The organism is Kribbella sp. NPDC059898 (genome assembly GCF_042730855.1).
Lineage (GTDB): Bacteria > Actinomycetota > Actinomycetes > Propionibacteriales > Kribbellaceae > Kribbella.
Genome location: NZ_JBHWKR010000009.1, coordinates 254,049 through 272,066, shown reverse-complemented (window position 1 = coordinate 272,066; position 18,018 = coordinate 254,049). Strand labels below are relative to the sequence as shown.

Sequence of the window (18,018 nt, the reverse complement as noted above, 5' to 3'; positions counted from 1 at the left end):
CGTGGGCAACGTTGTTGCGACCGCGGTGGTGTCGCTGGACGGGTTCGTCGCGGATCCGGAGGACCGGGTCGGGCCGTTGTTCGACTGGTACAACAACGGCACGGTGGAGGTGTACGGGACGGACCCGGACCGCGCGTTCCACGTCAGCCCGGCGAGTGCGGAGTACATGCGGTCGACCTGGCCGAACTTCGCCGCCTCGATCGTCGGCCGCAGGCTCTTCGACCTCACCAACGGGTGGAACGGCGTACCGCCCGTTGGTGAGCACGTGTTCGTCGTTACGCACCGGGCGCCCACGGACTGGCCGTTCCCCGACGCGCCGTACACGTTCGTCAACGGCATCGAGGAAGCCGTCGCGCAGGCGCGGGCGTACGCCGGTGATCGCGACGTCAGCATCACCGGCGGCAACCTCACCGGCCAGGCGATCGCGGCCGGCCTCGTCGACGAGATCGCCTACAGCGTGGTCCCGGCCCTCCTGGGCACCGGCAAGAGGTTCTTCGGTGACTACGTGGGGCCGGAAGTCCTGCTCGACAACCCCCGCGTCGTCGAAGGCGACCGCGTCACCCACCTGCACTACCGCTTGAGCTGAGGGTGGTCGGCGATCACGGTCTTCGAGCCGGGGGCGATCTCGGTGAAGCCGGCGTCCTGGACGACCGGGAGGTCGGTGGTCAGCAGGTCGGTCCACTGGGCGGGGGTGGCGGTTCGGACAGCGAGGGTGAAGTCGGAGGCCTGCCATTCCTTGCGGGCACTGTCCGGGAGCGCCCACCAGGCCAGTTGTGCCGCGTGACCACACTGCGCCATCGCCTTGCCGCTGGACATCTCCAGCGCCGGGTTGATCCACAGCACAGGTACACCGGCCTGCACCGCGGGAAGCTCCGCCGTGTCCTCGAAGTCCGTCCCACTCACCTGCAACTTGAACAACTCCACCGGCACGTCCTCGACGCCCGACGGCGGAAACACCCGCACCTCGGCGGTCTCGCCTCCGGACCCGTGGCCGGTAATCGTGATGCCTGGAAGGGCTTCGGCCCGGCGCCATTCGGCACCACGAGCACGTTTGGTGATCTTGCGGATGCGGTTGTCCTGCCAGGCCGCCATCGCCGCGGCCCACTCGCCTGCACCGTACGAACGCTCATCCGCAAGGATCGCCAGCACCGCACGAGCCGCCGTCTCTAACGCATCCGTCTGCGCCGGCCGTGCACTCTTCTCGACCCGAATGACGAGCGTCAACACCTGTTCAAAGTCCACGCGGCCAGTCTTTCAAACCACCAAGTCCACGACGAGATGACTGGCAGCGACGTTCGACCCCCGACGGAGGCTCATCTTGTCCGGTACCTGACGCTCTACGAGCGCCGAGCGATCCAACAAGGTTGTTGATTGCGACGACGCGTACCGTCAAGCGGCCAGCCTGTGCGGAACTTGACTCGCCACCTGCTAGCCTCGCAGCGTGCGCCAGTATCTTGACTTATTGGAGTTCGTGCGAGCCAAGGGCACCAAGAAGACGGACCGCACAGGAACAGGTACGCTCAGTGTGTTCGGCTACCAGGCAAGGTACGACCTGAGCGATGGTTTCCCTGCGGTCACGACCAAGAAGCTACAGCTCAAGTCAGTTGTCGGTGAGCTAATTTGGTTCCTCAGGGGCGACACCAACGTCCACTGGCTTCAAGAGCGTGGGATCGGGATCTGGGACGAGTGGGCAGATCATTGCGGTGATCTTGGACCCGTCTACGGCCACCAATGGCGCTCCTGGCCGACACCAGACGGCGGCTCGATAGACCAAATCTCAGCTGTCATTGAGTCAATCAAGACTAATCCGGACTCGCGGCGGCACATCGTAAGCGCATGGAATGTTGCTGACGTCAACGACATGGCGCTCCCTCCCTGCCACACGCTGTTCCAATTCTATGTGGCTGATGGCCGCCTGTCGTGCCAGTTGTACCAGCGCTCGGCCGATATATTCCTGGGCGTTCCGTTCAACATCGCTTCCTATGCTCTGTTGACCCACATGATCGCTCAGCAGACAGGCCTCGACGTCGGCGAGTTCGTGCACACGATGGGCGATGCCCACATCTATCTGAATCACCTGGATCAGGTCGAGCTGCAGCTCTCACGCGAGCCGCGCCCCCTGCCGACCCTGAAGCTCAATCGCCGTGGCGCGATTGATGAGTACGAGATCGAGGACGTCGAACTCGAGAACTACGATCCGCACCCTTGGATCAAGGCGCCCATCGCGGTATGAGTGTCATCCTCATCGCGGCGGTCGGAGAAAACGGTGTGATCGGGCGGGACAACGACCTGCCCTGGCGGATCCGGGAGGACCTGCAGCACTTCAGGCAGCTGACCCTCGGCCACACGCTCGTGATGGGCCGCAAGACTTACGACTCGATCGGCCGCCCGCTCCCGGGCCGCCGCACCGTGGTCGTCACCCGCCAGCCCGACTGGTCCGCGGACGGCGTCGAGGTCGTCCACACCCTCGAGGACGCCCTGACGTACGATGGCACCCTGCACGTCGCCGGCGGCGGCGACATCTACCGCCAGGCACTCCCGTACGCCCACCGCCTCGAACTCACCGAGGTCCATCAATCCCCCACCGGCGACGTCATGTTCCCGGCCCTCACCCCGCAGGACTGGACCGAGACAGCCCGCGAACCCCACGACGGCTTCGACTTCGTTAGTTACCGCCGCAGCTAGCGCTGCTCGCGGAACGTATCCCGTAGCGTACGTCCCGCGAGCAACACCCTCAGCTGGAGACTGCCGATTCTGTGCCGAGCAGCTTCTCCTCCAGGTCGTTAAGCAACGCCCGGACGGGACCCCAACAGAGCATCACGCTGTCTCGATCGAAGTCGGGCTGCTCAGCCAACTCCTTACGTGGATGGATGAAGTTTCGGAAATCACGGACGTTGTGCATGAACTTCGTCGCGTCGAATTGCAGGAAACCCATCGCATGAGCTCGGTTGATGAGAAAGTCCAGCGATGCGAAATCCAGCCGAACTGGTTTCCGATCGCGCCCGAGTGCCTTACCAGCGCGGAACTCGGCGTCGCGCTCCAGCAGAATGGCGAACAGAATTCCCTCAACCATGCTGCCGATACCGATGATTGCAAAGGTATACGCCCCGTTGGCTTCACAGATCCTGGTCTCCGCAAGCCGACGTGACAACATCGTCCGGGTCGCCTCGTCCTTAACCAGCGCCACGAGCCGTCGTTCGAGATCCTCCGGCTCGCTGAACATCGGTGCCCCGTCGCTCGCCGACAACCCAGCGAGGACCGGGCGCTGACCGACGAGAGTCACAATGAGCTGTTCCGCCCGAAGAACGCTGTTGACCTGATCCAGGAAGTCCTTCGCCACGGCGGCACCGCCGTCGTATTCGATGGGGTCGCACACTCGGCAAATGAGGTGCTCGACGTCGAGAGTGCCGTTTCGGTTCGACATCTGGTCTGCGAGCCAGAGTACTCGCTGCGATCCGTCGTACTCCGGGGGGTCTGTCCAGGCCGCGCGTCGCAGCAGCCCTTCCAGCTCATATCCGCGCCGGTTGTACGGTCCATCCTGGTCAACGATGATCTTGGCCAGCCGCTCAATGGTCCGGTCGTCCAGCATCCGCCGCGTCACTTGCTGCCCCCCTTCTCCGCCATGACTGTCTCCAACGCTCGGGTCAGCCGATCGACGATTACCTTGCCGCGCCGCTGAAATCCGAGCTCGCGCAGCCCTTGCTCGAGACGCGCGTCCTTCGTGAGATACAACTCGTCCGACAGCAGCCATCGAAACAGCGCCGTCAGCTCCCGATCCGTGTATTCGCTGATCTTGTAACCAGGTCGGATACGTGGCTTGGGTGCCTGTCGCACTTCGATCGGCGCCGGCCCGTCAGTACCAATCGACTCGTGCGACCCCTCGACCGCGGCCGGATCCACCGTCTCCGTTGCCGAGGCTGGCTCCTTCAGCGCGATCCGCCAGGCCTCCAGGATCCGCTCGAGCTCACCATCTGGGTCGGTGAACCATGCCGTCGACCAAAGCCGATGAAACCGCCAGCCCAGATTCTCGAGATGGGACTGCCGCAGCCTATCCCGATCGCGCGCGCTGTGGGCGTGGTGATACCGCTCCCCGTCCGTCTCCAGGGCGAGGACCAGACGTCCCGGTTGGTCAGGATCTCCGAGTGCGAAGTCGATCCGGTAACCCTCAGAGAACCCCCACTGCGGGTAGACCGGAACCTCGGACTCGATCAATGCCCGCCGAACGCCGTCCTCGAATCCGTTCAGTCCAGTCTCGAAGAGACGACCCACTTTTGCGAGGTCACCGCCGTGCTCGGCGAAGTCGAGGAAGCGCCGCAGCAGCTCTGCACCCGTAGGGTCCAGCCTGGGCTCGAGGTCAGCTGCCGAGAACGATGACACTACCGTCATCCGACGCTTCGCCCGGGTCACGGCGACATTGAGTCGCCTTTGGCCGCCCTCTTGGTTCAATGGCCCGAAGTTACGCGACACCCGACCGTCTGCCCGGCGCGGGTAGCCAACAGACAGGATGATCGAGTCTCGCTCGTCGCCCTGTACTCGTTCGAGGTTCTTGATGAAGAAGCGCCGCGATGCGCCGCCGTTGTCGCCGAAGAAGCCCTCGATCTCAGGCCGCTCTCGCAGCGCCGCACGTAGCGCCATCTCGATCCTGTCAGCGTGCCGCTGGCTCATAGCGATGACGCCGAGGCTTTCGTCCGGACGCTGCTGCGCGTGTTCAACGATCCGTTCGACAACCTTTGCAACCTCAGCCGGCGCCGAACCGTCCTGTCCAGGCTGAGCGATCCCATTTACCAGGTCCAAGGTAATCGGTGGGCCTTCGAGCGTCCCCGGGAAGGTGACCAGCTCACCACCGTAGATCTCCTTGTTGGAGAAGCTGATGAGCCGCTCGTCCCTACTCCTGTAGTGCCACTTCAACATGTGCCGATCCGTGAGCAGACTGCTCAGACGGGCGAGGATGGACTCATACTTGCCGAGATCGCCTGCGTCGTCTTCCTCATCGTCGTCCTCGGTCCCGGACAGCATGCGCTGGAAGTACATCGACGGCGGGAGCTGCCGATCGTCACCAGCCACCACGATCTTGCGACCGCGAACAATCGACGTGACCGCGTCCTGGGGCAGGATCTGGCTTGCCTCGTCGAAGATGACGATGTCGAACAGGCAAGCGGCCGGCAAAGTCTTGCTGACGAGTAACGGCGACATTGCCCAGCACGGCCGCACGGCGAGGAGTACGTCCGGTGCGGTCTCGACCAGCCGACGCAGCGGCATGTGACCGGTCTTGCGGGCGGCCTGCTTGCGCACGGTTTGGCTCTGCTCCGGATACGCATCGCACGCTCCGCTCAGCCGACGGGCCACCTCTCGGCGGATCCGCCGAGGCGCCGCGTCTCGGAGAGAGACGTCCATTGCTCCGAATTCAGCAACAGATCGGCTGTGATTCTTGGCCACGAAGTCACGAAGTGCCTGTGACTCAAGCTTGAATTCATCCATCAGTGACCGTATCCAGGCGAACCGCAGCGTCGCCGCCGCCTGATCAGCGTCCGCGTCCGACTGGATGATCTCGTCGAGCAGGCGGCTCAACCCGAGCTGCCCGAACTTCTGCTTGAGACCCGTCAGCTTGGGCATCTGCCACAGCGTGTCCCGATCTTCATCGAGTTCGTCGAGTGTGTTCCCTACGTGCTCGGCGGGACGCTGTTCAAGATCGTCGAGCCGAGTGCACAACGCGACCGCGGCGAGCTGAGTTCGAAGTGTCCGGTAGTGCGTCGTGATGTCTGCGAGCCCATGGACACTCATCGGCGCACGTTGGTCGGTCGACAGTCGAAGCCAAAGATCACGCCGGCTACGAAGCAGCAGTATTTCTCTGTTCAGGTCGCGTCGCTTCGTGATTCCGCGCCTCGACCGCACCCGGACGGCCTTGATCAGCTTCCTTCGCATACCGAATGGCATGCGAACTCCTTCAGCTTTGCGGACCGCACGATCTGCTGTGGCCAGATAGAGCGAGTCCAGGTCCTCTTGGAAGATGTCCTCGCCGAACTCCGATACGGCCTCGGAGATGCCACCGAGAAGGTCCAGAACCTCCTCCCATTCGGCGATTGACGTCGGCTTGGCCAGGCCCGTCTCGCGCAGCAGCCACTCCATGTCATCGGTGCTTCGCCGAAGCGTCGAGCCATTCAACTCGTCGAGCTCCGCCAGGACCGTCCGGATGTCATCGTTGGTACGAACGGTCGCGTGTGACCACGGCGACTCCCCGCGGAAGACGCGCGCACCTCCTGAGTCGACGAAGTCTCGGAGTTCCTGCGTGACTGCCTTGACTGTCTCCCCATCCAGCGCACGGAGGTCCCGGCTGCGAAACCGGATTCGGGTCTCAGCGCCTTGTTCGATGGTGAACGATGCCTCCAGGACCTGATACGCCGACATTCCCCATGGCTGGCGTACGGAGTGCAACTCATCGCTGTAGGCGATGATCCGACTCCGGCGTCCCGCGTACTCGGACGCAAGACCTTCGATCTGAACCGGCAACTCGGTAGCTGCACGATCGAGGCTCTGTGTCAGCTGCTGTGCGAGCTGACGCTTGTTCAGCTTCTGTTGATGCAGGTCCAGGACCAGGTTGTCGAGGTCGACGTCAGCAAGTCGCTGCGTTACTGCCTCGATCGCCGCGCGCTTCTCGGCGACAAAGAGGACCTTGAGACCGCGCCATGCAGCAGCAGCGATGATGTTCGCAATGGTTTGACTCTTGCCTGTACCCGGTGGACCTTCAATCAGCACGTTCTGGCCAGCAAGCGCAGCTGCGATGGCCAGCTCCTGTGAGGAATCGGCATCCTGCACGAGTACTTCATCCATCGGCTCGATGCGATCGATATCGACGGCGGAGGCCGATCGTCCTTCGACAAGAAGTTCCTGTTCGGCACCCTTGTCGCCCGCGAGCGCCGCGATGACGGCGTTCTGCGCCAGCAACTCAGTGGAGCGTTGCAGGTCCTGCACCATCGGAAGCTTCTCGTAGCTGAACAGCCCGATGGTGACTCGTGCTTCCAGATCCGCCACGATGTCTTGCGCGCCAAGGACGCTCTGGAGTCGTGCGAAGACAGCCTCCAGCTGTTCAGCGGGGTCCTCGTTCGCTGCCAGCGCACCATTCAGCTCGTCAGTAAAAACATCCAGATCGAGCTCGGCGCCATGCTCACTGACCAAGGCATAGAGCAGCACCGGGTTGACTTCGACCTCATCACCGGCGCGAAGGCTGTAGTCGCTCTCGCTCACCGTCTTTGCCTGGATCTCGACGGCCCGCAACAACAATGGCGCTCGGAGCGAGGAGGCAACCCTCGCAGCACCCCGACTCTGTGCCGAGACCTTGATCAGGCCGTGCGCGATTCGGCCGGCCTGAATACCCTGTTCCTCCTCCAGCGCCACGATCCGACGCTTCAGGTTTCTCGCCCGCGTACAAGCGTCGCGGTGATCGTCCGGTTCTCCGAACAAACCACGCAAGTTGACCGACGAACCTGTCAGCAGTAACCGGAGCTGATGCGGACTCGCCGCAGATAGGTCCAGACTTGCCGTCTTGGTATCGCGAAAGTGCAGCAGAGTATTGCGATGGCCAAGATCGATCAGGCTGGCCGCCCAATCGTTCGCTTTGGCCCGCACCAGATTGAGGCGCGCGTCATCGATTGATCCAGACAAACTTCTCCCCCTCCACGAAACGATCCGCCCGGACGGCGCCGACCGCCGAGGCCCGCCGTTCCGTGGCGAGCCTTTTAGTCTGAGGATTACTCAGCGTTAGGTCAACCCCAGAAGAAATGGAAAAATCTGGAAAAGTGGCAGCTCGGACAGGCGCTCCCTGGACTTCCAGTGCTCGCCCAACCACGGATGTCGCCTCGCGGCGTCTGGCACACACCTTGCTGACCCGGCAACGACTACGCAACGACAGCACAAGATCAGCCTGGAACCGACTAGATTGGGCGCGCGTCACGGGAGTACCAGGGGCGTCTTCCGGAGGGGAACACGATGACTGAAGCCGACAACACCGCTGCCGCTCAGCCTGTAGCCGCGGCGCCGTTGCAGCCGCCGACGGCCACCGCGCCGGGATTGATACTGACCGCGCCGCCGCCGTCACAGCCGGTGGCCGAGACAGCCGCTCCGAGTATGGCGCCGGCGGTCGACCCGGCCGCGTTGCCGGGGCTGGACAGCAAGGTCGACGCGTTCCTGACCGGGTTGATGGCGGCCGAGCCGCGGTCGCCGGAGTTCGCCACCAAGACGAGCGACGTCCGCAGCATGGGCGACGTCGACATCCGGTCCGCCGCCGAGAGTTCGAACCGGCTGCTGCAGTCGCCGGTGCGAGCGCTGCAGAGCGGCGGCCTGTCGGAGGGTTCGACGGTCGGCAAGACGCTGCTCGAACTGCGCCGTACGGTCGAGGACCTGGATCCGAAGGAAGCCAGCGGGCCGAAGAAGCTGCTCGGGATGATCCCGTTCGGCGACAAGATCGAGGACTACTTCCGCAAGTACCAGAGCGCGCAGAGTCACCTCGAAGGCATCCTGCACAGTCTGCGTAACGGCCAGGACGAGCTCGGCAAGGACAACGCCGCGCTGAACCTGGAGAAGCAGAACCTCTGGGACGCGATGACCCGGCTGAACCAGTACGTGTACGTCGCCGAGCGCCTCGACGCGCGACTGTCCGCGGCGATCGCGGAGCTCGAGGCGACGAACCCGGACAAGGCGAAGGCGTTCCGCGAGGACGTGCTGTTCTACGTCCGGCAGAAGCACCAGGACATCCTGACCCAGCTGGCCGTGTCGATCCAGAACTACCTGGCCATCGACATCGTGATCAAGAACAACATCGAGCTGATCAAGGGCGTCGACCGCGCGTCCACCACCACGGTGTCGGCGCTGCGTACGGCGGTCATCGTCGCGCAGGCGCTCGGCAACCAGAAGCTCGTCCTGGACCAGATCACCGCGCTGAACAGCACCACCAGCGGGATGATCGAGCGCACCTCGCAGATGCTCAAGGACAACTCGGTGGCGATCCAGCAGCAGGCCGCGTCCGCGACGATCGGGCTGCCGCAACTGCAGGCCGCGTTCGCGAACATCTACGCGACCATGGACGCGATCGACACGTTCAAGGGCGAGGCGCTGGACAACATGGCCGCCACGATCGGCACGCTGGAGAACGAGGTGACCAAGTCGCGTTCGTACCTCGACCGGGTCGCGCAGCAGAACCAGCAGGTCGTGCACGGCAGCCTCGACCTCAATCTCGGTCGCTGATCGACGCCTGGAGACGGGGGACGTATGGCGCTCGGTGACTTCTTTGCGCGGCTGACCGGTCGCAAAGAGGAGCCCGAGCCTGCCCCGGTGGACGCGCCGCCGACGACGGACGATCTGCTGGCGGCGCTCGTACGGGTCGAGCAGCTGGTGGCCGGGGGCGCCGTACCGGCGGTGGTGGCGTCGCGGGTCGGGCGGGTGGTGCGCGTCGTACGGGAGACGATTCCGCGGCTCGGGAACCTCGGCGGGAGCGCCCAGGCGTACTCCGTGATGGCGACGTGCACGGACTACCTGCCGGACGCGATCGGCGGGTATCTGCGGTTGCCGCGGCAGTGGGCGGACACCCGGCCGGTGGACCGTGGCAAGACGTCGCTGATGCTGCTGATCGATCAGCTGGACCTCTTGGCGGCGACGATGGACAAGGTGTTCGACGCGGTGAACCGGGCCGACGCGGCGGCGCTGATCACGCATGGCAGGTTCCTGCAGGAGAAGTTCGGCACCGGCTCCACCGGCGGAGGCTTGGCGCTCGGCCCGACCACGTCGACCCCGCCCCCGGACCCCGGAGCGGGACCACTTTCGCCACCACCAGGACGAGGAGGGTCATGAGCGGCACGGGGGGAAGCTCCTTGCAGCAGGCGTTGTCCGAGCTGCTCGCGGTCGCCGCTCGCGCGGGCGTCGCGGAATCGGCCGCCCGCGGCGAGGCACTCGCGCTCGCGGCCGCACTGGCCGAGTCGGCACCAGGCGCGGCCGCAGACTGGGGCAAAGCAGTCCCGGGCGGAACAACCCAGGACTTCTTCGACGCGGCCGTTCGCGGGCGCCGGTGGCGGGGCGCGCCGACCGCAGTACTCACCGAGCTGATCGCGAGCGGTTCGCCGGACAAGGCGGCGTACGCCGAAGCCCTCGCAGAGATCGCCTCCGCCGCCTGCGCGCTCGGCGAGCCCACCATGCGGGTAGTCGGAAACGCCTCGGTAGCAGCCGCCGCGCAACTACAAGCTGCCGGAGCACGCCCAATGCAGGTAGGCGCTCAACCCATCACTCCTCCACAACCTGAGTCAATCGAAGAAGAACCCGCTCCTGAACCCGAGAAATCGGTGGAGGAGTTGTTGGGTGAGCTTGATGAGTTGACTGGGCTGGCTCGGGTGAAGCAGGAAGTGCATCGGCAGGTTGCGGTGTTGCGGGTGGAGAAGTTGCGGGCCGAGGCGGGGCTGAAGAACGCGACGATCACCCGGCACCTGGTGTTCGTGGGGAACCCGGGGACCGGGAAGACGACCGTGGCACGGCTGGTGAGCGGGATCTACAAGGCGCTCGGGCTGCTGTCCAAGGGGCAGCTGGTCGAGGTGGACCGGTCGGAACTGGTCGCCGGGTATCTCGGGCAGACCGCGACCAAGACCGCCGAGGTGGTCGAGTCCGCAGCCGGTGGCGTGCTGTTCATCGACGAGGCGTACAGCCTGACGGCAGGCGAGAACGGCGCCGACCAGTACGGGCGGGAAGCCGTCGACACGCTGGTGAAGGAGATGGAGGACCGGCGCGACGACCTGGTCGTGATCGTCGCCGGGTATCCGGAGCCGATGCAGGCGTTCATCGCCGCGAACCCGGGGCTGGCGAGCAGGTTCCGGACCACGATCGAGTTCGAGAACTACAGCGACGAGGAGCTGACGGACATCCTCACCGGGCTCGCCGACGCGGCGGACTACGAGCTGGTGCCGGCCGCGGTCGAGGAGTTCCAGGGGATTCTCGCGGGTACAGCGCGGGACAGCTCGTTCGGGAACGGGCGGTTCGCGCGCAACGTACTGGAGGCCGCGATCGGCCGCCAGGCCTGGCGCCTCCGCGACACCACGGCACCGACCAAGGACGAACTGCGTCAGATCCTCGCCAAAGACCTCACCGAGGAACCCGACGGAGACAACCCAGACCGGAACGAGCGAGGAGAACAGGCGTGACACAGACGCAGAGTGCGCCGCCCGCGACCTGGGCGCCCGGGCCGGCGGGGGTGCCGCAGCAGGCGGCGGCCGCACCGGCGCCGAGCAGGCGCGGGGCGGTCGCGAAGTGGTTCGACGGTACGCCGGGCCGGATGCGCGCGTTCCTGTTGCTGCTCGCAGCGATCAGCGTGGTGTTCGGGCTCGCCGCCGCGCAGGGCTTCGGCCAGTCCGACGGCGCGCTCGACCGCGCGCAGGCGAACGCCGCCCAGCTGGTCCGGATCCAGGCGATCCACACCAACCTGGTCAGTGCGAACGCCGACGCCACCAACGCCTTCCTGGTCGGCGGTCTCGAGCCGCCGGACCAGCGCCAGCACTTCGTCGACTCGCTGGCCGCGGCCGCCGGGCTGATCGCCGAGGCCGCGACCGCCCAGCCGGCCGACCGCGACGTACTCGGCGAGCTCAACAAGACCCTGATCACGTACGAGGGCCTGATCGAGCAGGCCCGCGCCAACAACCGGCAGGGCCTGCCGATCGGTTCGCAGTACCTGAAGGACGCGAACTCGGTCCTCCAGGACGACTCGCTGCCGCTGGTGAAGGCGCTCGTCGAGGCGAACGAGAAGCGCGTCGACACCGAGTTCGACGGGATCAGCTACGGCACGATCTGGGTGGTTGTCGGCGGCCTGCTCGCACTCGTGGTGTTCGGCATCACGCTGCGCTGGCTGGCCCGCCGTACGCACCGCTACCTGAACGTCCCGATCGCCGCCGGTGCCGCGCTCGTGCTGCTCACCACCGCGGTCGGCGGCATCGCGCTCGCCGGCGCGTCCAGCTCCGCGAAGGACACGAGGAACTCGGAGTACGAACGAACTCTGGCCCTGTCCCGCGCCCGGATCGCCGCCTACGACGCCCGCTCGAACGAAAGCCTCACGCTGATCGCGCGCGGCTCGGGCGACGAGTTCGACAAGGCGTACAACACCGCGGCCGCGGAGGTCGACAACCAGCTCGGCAAGCTCGGCAGCGACGGCACCGGGTTGCGGAACGCCTGGACCAGCTACAAGGCGGTCCACAAGCAGGTGCGCGACGCGGACGCCAGCAAGGGCAATTGGGACGGCGCCGTCGCGATGGCGGTCGGGCACGACAAGACCAACAACTCGGTCGACACCTTCAGCGCCTTCGACACCTCGTCCAACCAGCAGCTGACCACGACGAGTACGGCGGTGCAGTCCAAGCTGAAGGACGCGCGGAACGGCCTCCCGCCGATCGGCTGGCTCGGCGTACCGATCGGCATCGCGGCCGCACTGCTCGTCGCCTGGGGCATGTCGCAGCGTCTGGAGGAGTACCGATGAAGAAGCTGATCCCGATCGCCGCCGCAGCGGCCCTCCTCCTCACCGCCTGCAGCTCCGGCAACTACGCGGCCACCCAGCTCCCGGTTCCGGAAACGACGCCGACCACTCCGGCCGCGGTCGCCGCGGGCCGGGCCTGCCCGGACGGCAAGAACCCGCTGGCGTCGTACGCACCGGACGCCATGACCCCGGCGCCGGGCGGCGTGATGCCGGCCGGCTCGTTCATGGAGAAGATCCAGCAGCGCGGCCGGCTGATCGCCGGTGTGTCCGCGGACAGCTACAACCTGGGCTACCGCGACCCGATCAGCGGAAAGATCCAGGGGTTCGACATCGACATGATCCAGGCGGTGGCCAAGGCCATCTTCCCGGACGCGGACACGAACCCGAACCGGGTCGAGCTGCGGGTGATCTCCAGCCCGGCACGAATCCCGTCGCTGCGCGACACCAAGAACCCGGTCGACATCGTCGCCCGGAACATGACGATCAACTGCGACCGCTGGAACGACATCGCGTTCTCCGCCGAGTACTACCGCTCCGGCCAGAAGACCCTGGTGCAGAGCGACTCGACGGCCAAGAGCACGAAGGACCTGTCGGGTCAGACAATCTGCGCACCGGCCGGCTCCACCAGCTACGACAACCTGAAGAAGGAGAACCCGGCCGTCAAGGCGGTCACCGCCGACACCGACACCGGCTGCCTGGTGATGTTCCAGCAGGGCAAGGCCCAGGGCATCAGCGGTGACGACACCGTGCTGGCCGGCGACGTCGCCCAGGATCCGTACGCGAAGGTCCTGCCGCAGCGGTTCAGCAACGAGCCGTACGGGCTGGGGATCTCGCTCAACCACGCGGACTTCGTCAGGTTCGTGAACGTGGTGCTGCAGCAGATGAAGGACGGCCCGGCGTGGAAGGCCTCCTACGACAAGTGGTTCAAGAACGCACTCGGTCCGGCGCCGACGCCTCCAGTAGCGGTCTACGGCCGGATTCCGCAGCAATGACCGTGCGTACGCCGACGGTCTCGGCGCCGGTGCCGCCGGGGAAGATGGGGAGCAGTGTTCCGGCGACGGAGTTGCTCGGCTTCCTCGGTGCGCTCGGGGAGTGGCGGGACCGGCGGAAGGCGGAGCTCGACGAGTTGGACCAGGCCGCGCTGCACTCGCCGGACGGCGATGCGCTGAGCGCGGACGTCGTCCTCAGCATGACGGTCTGGAAGGCGGTCTCGGACCGGTACGAGCTGATCCTGGTGACCTGGGACTCGGGCCGGGTCGGGCAGCAGGAGATCGAGCGGATCTCGTCGCTGATCTGGGGCGGGCTGGACGCCGGTGCCGCCGGCGGTTCGCTCGCCGTTTCGTTGCCCGAGGCCTGCAAATTGTCGGACGCGCTCGCGTCGAGCCTGCGGGCGAAGCTGGCGCTCGACCCCGCCGACGCCGATCTGGCCGCGCGCCTGCGCGACCTGCGCGCCCAGGTGGAGCGGATCAACGACCTGGTCAAGCAGGAACCGGGAGGAGTCCGCAACGACGCGCTCGCCAAGCACCACGACCTCGACCGCCGGCTGACCGACCTTGCCGACCGCAACAAACGCGGCGCCGACATCGGCGGCATGATCGGCCCGCTGGAGCACGACACGGCCACAGCCGAGCGGGACCTGATCGTCGGCGCCGCCACCCGCAAGGAGCGCGCCGCCGACGTGGCCCGTGCGCGCACGTTGCGCGGTGAGCTCGAAGCCCAGGGTACGGCGGTCCGTGCGCTCGCGGACAAGGCCGTCGCGACGGTCACCCCGGCGCCGCGGCTCGCCGTACCGGATGTGACCGCGCTCGGTCCGGTGCCGAACACGCCGGCCGAGCTCGCGCGGTACCTGACCCGGCTGGACGCGGTACGGCGGGCCCTCGGGCAGGCGCAGTCGGCGTACGGCGCCGCGCTGCAGCGCCGGGACGAGCTGAGCCAACTGCTGGACGCCTATCAGGTGAAGGCGGCAAGTGTTGCCGCAGGCAACGAAGATCTCGCCGAGCTGTACCGGCGCGGCCGTGCCGTGCTCGACACCGAGCCGGTCGACCTGGCGCGGCTCGGTGCGTTGGTAGCGGCCTACCAGGCCTACCTGGAGGGAACGAAATGACGACCTGCACCCAGCCGGGCTGTACCGGCTCGATCGTGGACGGGTACTGCGACGTCTGCGGCTCCCCCGCCGCCACAGGCACCCCCGCCGCGAGCACCCCGACCGCCGCCACGGCGACCGGCAAGTGCACCCAACCAGGCTGCACAGGTACGTACGCCGACGGCTACTGCGACGTCTGCGGATCGCCCGCGCCCGGCGCCGGTACCGCCGTACCGGACCCGGACCCGATCAGCTCGGTGTCGACGGTCTCGCGGGCGTCCAACCGGCTGGCGTCCACGCCGCTCGGCTCGGCCCGCGCGGCGCAGGCCGGTTCGAAGCTGACCCGCAAACTCGGTACGTCGTCCACCCGGCTGCGCGGCGCCCGGCTCGGCGCCGGGCTGACGAGCGTCCCGTCGATCCCCGCGATCGACGCGAGCAAGGCGATCCTGGCGAACCCGATGGTCCCGGAGGACCGGCGGAACTGCCCGAGCTGCGGCAACCCGGTCGGCCGGTCCCGCAACGGGCAGCCCGGCCGGACCGAGGGCTTCTGCCCGAAGTGCCGGAACCGGTTCTCGTTCGCGCCGAAGCTGCAGGACGGCGACCTGGTCGGCGGCCAGTACCTGGTCCGCGGCTGCCTGGCGCACGGTGGTTTCGGCTGGATCTACCTGGCCCAGGACAAGAACGTGTCCGACCGCTGGGTCGTACTCAAGGGCCTGCTGAACTCCGAGGACCCGGACGCGGTCGCCGCGGCGATCGCCGAGCAGCAGTTCCTGGCCCGGGTCGAGCACCCGCTGATCGTCGAGATCTACAACTTCGTCACGCACGACGGCGCCGGCTACATCGTGATGGAGTACGTCGGCGGCACGTCGCTGAAGTCCCTGCTCAAGGACCGGATGGCCGCGAACAACGGCCAGTACCACGCGCTCCCGATCGACCAGGCGATCGCGTACATGCTGGAGATCCTGCCGGCGTTCTCGTACCTGCACGACCTCGGCCTGGTGTACTGCGACTTCAAGCCGGACAACATCATCCAGGTCGGCGACGCGGTGAAGCTGATCGACCTCGGCGGTGTCCGGCGGATCGACGACCTGGACTCCGCGATCTACGGAACGGTCGGTTTCCAGGCGCCCGAGGTGGCCGAGGTCGGCCCGTCGGTCGCGTCCGACATCTACACGCTCGGCCGGACGCTGTGCGTGCTCGCGATGGAGTTCCGCGGGTACCAGAGCCGGTACGTCGCGTCGCTGCCGCCGGTCGACGAGGTCCCGCTGTTCCAGGAGTACGACTCGGTGTACCGGCTGCTGGCGAAGGCGTGCGCGCCGTCCCCGGCGGACCGTTTCCAGTCGGCGGACGAGTTCCGCGTGCAGCTGCTCGGCGTACTGCGTGAGGTCGTTGCGGAGAAGCAGGGCGTCAAGGCGGCCCAGCACTCGGCGTCGTCGCTGCTCTTCGGGTCCCCTGGCGACAGGGCCGCCGGGCTGGGCGACGCGGCCGCGCCGTGGCAGCAGCTGCCGTCGCTGGCGCCGGACGAGGGCGACAAGATGGCCGGCTGGCTCAAGACCGTCAGCGTGCCGGACCCTGCCAAGCGGTTGGAGCTGCTGGTCGACGCGCCCGAGCAGTCGGCGCAGACGCTGCTTGAGGTGGCCCAAGCCGCGCTGGAGGTCGGGCCGGAGCGGTACGACATGGTCGACACCGCGGTGAACGACCTGCTCACGGCTGATCCGTGGGAGTGGCGTGCGGTCTGGATGTCCGGCCTGGTCGCCATGGCGCGTGGTGACTTCAAGGGCGCGCAGTCCGCGTTCAACGCCGTGTATGGCCAGGTGCCGGGCGAGCTGGCGCCGAAACTCGCGCTGGCGATCGCCTGTGAGCACAGCGGCGAGTTCAACGTTGCCGAGGGCCTCTACCTGGCCTGCGCCCGTACCGACGCCAACTACATCGCACCGTCCGCGTTCGGTCTGGCCAACATCAGGACCGAGCGCAAGGACCTCGACGGAGCGCTCACCGCACTCGACCTGGTGCCGCGAACCAGCGGCGAGTACGTGCGTGCTCGTCGCCAGCGAGCCGGACTCCTGGCAGGATCGGGGCGTGGCCTTCCCGCGCTCGCCGAGGCGATGGACAGCATCGCGACGCTGACCATCGACCCGGCGGACCGGGCCAACCTGGCCGCGAACGTGTTCCGGACCGCGCTGACCGAGGTCCAGCAGACCGGTCCGCAGGAAGCCCTGCGGATCGACGGGCGGGTGGCCACCGAGGCGTCCCTACGGGACGGGCTCGAGGCCACCTACCGGCTGCTGGCCGGTCAGGCACCGACCCGGACGGAACGGATCGCCCTGGTCGACCAGGCCAACGAGGTTCGAGGATGGACGCTGCGATGACGAGTACGACCAACACGGCCTGCCCCAGCTGCGGCGGACCGGTGGCCGAGGCCGATCTGTTCTGCGAGGCCTGCGGCGCCGAGCTCAAGCCGGGTACGCCGGCCCCGGGCACGCCGGCCCTGGACACCGACACCGAGCCCACCGTGGAGATCACCGCGGTCGGCAGCCTGGAGGGCGGACCGGTCGGGCCGTGCGCGTCCTGCGGCGGCACGGTCGGCGCCGACGGGTACTGCGAGACCTGCGGGACCAAGGCCGCGAAGCCACGGGACCACTTCGCCGAGCAGCCTGCCCCGTGGGTGGCCGGCGTCTGCGACCGCGGCATCCGGCACAGCCGGAACGAGGACGCGATGGCGCTCGGCGCGGACGCCGCACCGGGCAGCCGCGCGCTGCTCGTGGTCTGCGACGGCGTCAGCTCCTCGCTCGACTCCGACGTCGCCTCCTTGGCGGCGGCCCGGGCCGCGCTCGAGGTACTGGTCGCCGACCACGCGCACGGGATCGGTACCGAGACCTCGCGGGCCTCGGCGATCGGGGCCCGGCTCAAGGCGGCGGCCGACGCGGCGAGCGACGCCGTACTCGACAGCACCAGTCCCGACAGCCCGAACCCGGCGTCCTGCACGTTCGTGGCCGCGGTCATCGAGGACGGGCTGCTGGTCGCGGGCAACATCGGCGACAGCCGGGCGTACTGGTTCCCGGACGGCGCCGAGCCGGTCTCGCTGACCACCGACGACTCGTGGGCCGCCGAGCTGATCGCCAGCGGCGTGTCCCGCGAGGAGGCCGAGTCCGGGCCGCACGCGCATGCGATCACCCGGTGGCTCGGCAAGGACGCCCCGGACCACACGCCGCGCACCACGACCCTGGAGATCGAGGGTGCCGGCTGGCTGCTGGTCTGCTCGGACGGCCTGTGGAACTACTGCTCGGAGGCGGCACCGCTGGCCGACCTCGTACGTCAGACAGCTGCGGACCACAGCGGCGAGCCGAGGGCCACCGCGTCCGCCCTGGTCGACTGGGCCAACGCCCAGGGTGGCCAGGACAACATCACCGTCGCGCTCGCGCGCGTTTGAGGAGGAACCCGA

14 protein-coding genes are annotated in these 18,018 nt (G+C 67.1%); 11 read left to right on the top strand and 3 right to left on the bottom strand.

All coding sequences use genetic code 11. The features are described from left to right. Nucleotide 1 precedes the first annotated feature (1 nt). Complete coding sequence (locus ACFV9C_RS27565) at nucleotides 2–586, top strand: dihydrofolate reductase family protein (protein WP_380198116.1); 585 nt, start codon at nucleotides 2–4, stop codon at nucleotides 584–586. On the opposite strand, the gene ACFV9C_RS27560 is transcribed toward ACFV9C_RS27565, so the two are convergent. Then, entirely contained in the window at nucleotides 571–1,242 is a 672-nt protein-coding gene (locus ACFV9C_RS27560) for a peptidyl-tRNA hydrolase (RefSeq protein WP_380198114.1), read from the bottom strand. The two genes, ACFV9C_RS27565 and ACFV9C_RS27560, sit on opposite strands and share 16 nt — an antisense overlap. 199 nt (nucleotides 1,243–1,441) lie before the next feature. Here ACFV9C_RS27560 and ACFV9C_RS27555 point away from each other — a divergent pair, with 199 nt between their 5' ends. Continuing rightward, a complete protein-coding gene (locus tag ACFV9C_RS27555) occupies nucleotides 1,442–2,233 on the top strand; it encodes a thymidylate synthase (protein WP_380198112.1) in 792 nt (263 codons plus the stop codon). Beyond that, entirely contained in the window at nucleotides 2,230–2,685 is a 456-nt protein-coding gene (locus ACFV9C_RS27550; RefSeq protein WP_380198111.1) for a dihydrofolate reductase, read from the top strand. Before ACFV9C_RS27555 ends, ACFV9C_RS27550 begins: the two co-directional genes overlap by 4 nt. A 49-nt stretch (nucleotides 2,686–2,734) precedes the next feature. Here ACFV9C_RS27550 and ACFV9C_RS27545 read toward each other — a convergent pair whose 3' ends face one another. Continuing rightward, nucleotides 2,735–3,601 (bottom strand): hypothetical protein, encoded by an 867-nt coding sequence (locus ACFV9C_RS27545; RefSeq protein WP_380198110.1) that lies wholly within the window; start codon nucleotides 3,599–3,601, stop codon nucleotides 2,735–2,737. Next, nucleotides 3,598–7,659, bottom strand: a complete 4,062-nt coding sequence (locus tag ACFV9C_RS27540) for an AAA domain-containing protein (RefSeq protein WP_380198108.1) — start codon at nucleotides 7,657–7,659, stop codon at nucleotides 3,598–3,600. Before ACFV9C_RS27540 ends, ACFV9C_RS27545 begins: the two co-directional genes overlap by 4 nt. A gap of 324 nt (nucleotides 7,660–7,983) precedes the next feature. Between ACFV9C_RS27540 and ACFV9C_RS27535 the strand changes: the two genes are divergently transcribed. From ACFV9C_RS27535 to ACFV9C_RS27500, 8 genes are read left to right on the top strand one after another with little or no spacing between them, the layout of a single operon-like run. Continuing rightward, complete coding sequence (locus ACFV9C_RS27535; protein WP_380198106.1) at nucleotides 7,984–9,237, top strand: toxic anion resistance protein; 1,254 nt, start codon at nucleotides 7,984–7,986, stop codon at nucleotides 9,235–9,237. 24 nt (nucleotides 9,238–9,261) lie between these two features. Next, entirely contained in the window at nucleotides 9,262–9,840 is a 579-nt protein-coding gene (locus ACFV9C_RS27530) for a hypothetical protein (protein WP_380198105.1), read from the top strand. Then, nucleotides 9,837–11,174, top strand: a complete 1,338-nt coding sequence (locus ACFV9C_RS27525) for an AAA family ATPase (RefSeq protein WP_380198102.1) — start codon at nucleotides 9,837–9,839, stop codon at nucleotides 11,172–11,174. The genes ACFV9C_RS27530 and ACFV9C_RS27525 overlap by 4 nt, the downstream gene beginning before the upstream one ends. After that, nucleotides 11,171–12,496: a hypothetical protein gene (locus tag ACFV9C_RS27520; protein ID WP_380198101.1), complete on the top strand. Its 1,326-nt coding sequence runs from the start codon at nucleotides 11,171–11,173 to the stop codon at nucleotides 12,494–12,496. The genes ACFV9C_RS27525 and ACFV9C_RS27520 overlap by 4 nt, the downstream gene beginning before the upstream one ends. Continuing rightward, nucleotides 12,493–13,485 carry a glutamate ABC transporter substrate-binding protein gene (locus tag ACFV9C_RS27515; RefSeq protein ID WP_380198099.1) on the top strand — a complete coding sequence of 331 codons (993 nt, stop codon included), beginning with the start codon at nucleotides 12,493–12,495 and terminating at the stop codon, nucleotides 13,483–13,485. Before ACFV9C_RS27520 ends, ACFV9C_RS27515 begins: the two co-directional genes overlap by 4 nt. After that, complete coding sequence (locus ACFV9C_RS27510) at nucleotides 13,482–14,597, top strand: hypothetical protein (protein ID WP_380198098.1); 1,116 nt, start codon at nucleotides 13,482–13,484, stop codon at nucleotides 14,595–14,597. The genes ACFV9C_RS27515 and ACFV9C_RS27510 overlap by 4 nt, the downstream gene beginning before the upstream one ends. Further along, the gene (locus ACFV9C_RS27505) at nucleotides 14,594–16,945 is read left to right on the top strand and encodes a tetratricopeptide repeat protein (RefSeq protein WP_380198096.1); all 2,352 of its coding nucleotides are present in this window, start codon (nucleotides 14,594–14,596) and stop codon (nucleotides 16,943–16,945) included. Before ACFV9C_RS27510 ends, ACFV9C_RS27505 begins: the two co-directional genes overlap by 4 nt. Next, the gene (locus ACFV9C_RS27500) at nucleotides 16,930–18,006 is read left to right on the top strand and encodes a PP2C family protein-serine/threonine phosphatase (protein ID WP_380198095.1); all 1,077 of its coding nucleotides are present in this window, start codon (nucleotides 16,930–16,932) and stop codon (nucleotides 18,004–18,006) included. The genes ACFV9C_RS27505 and ACFV9C_RS27500 overlap by 16 nt, the downstream gene beginning before the upstream one ends. Nucleotides 18,007–18,018 lie beyond the last annotated feature (12 nt).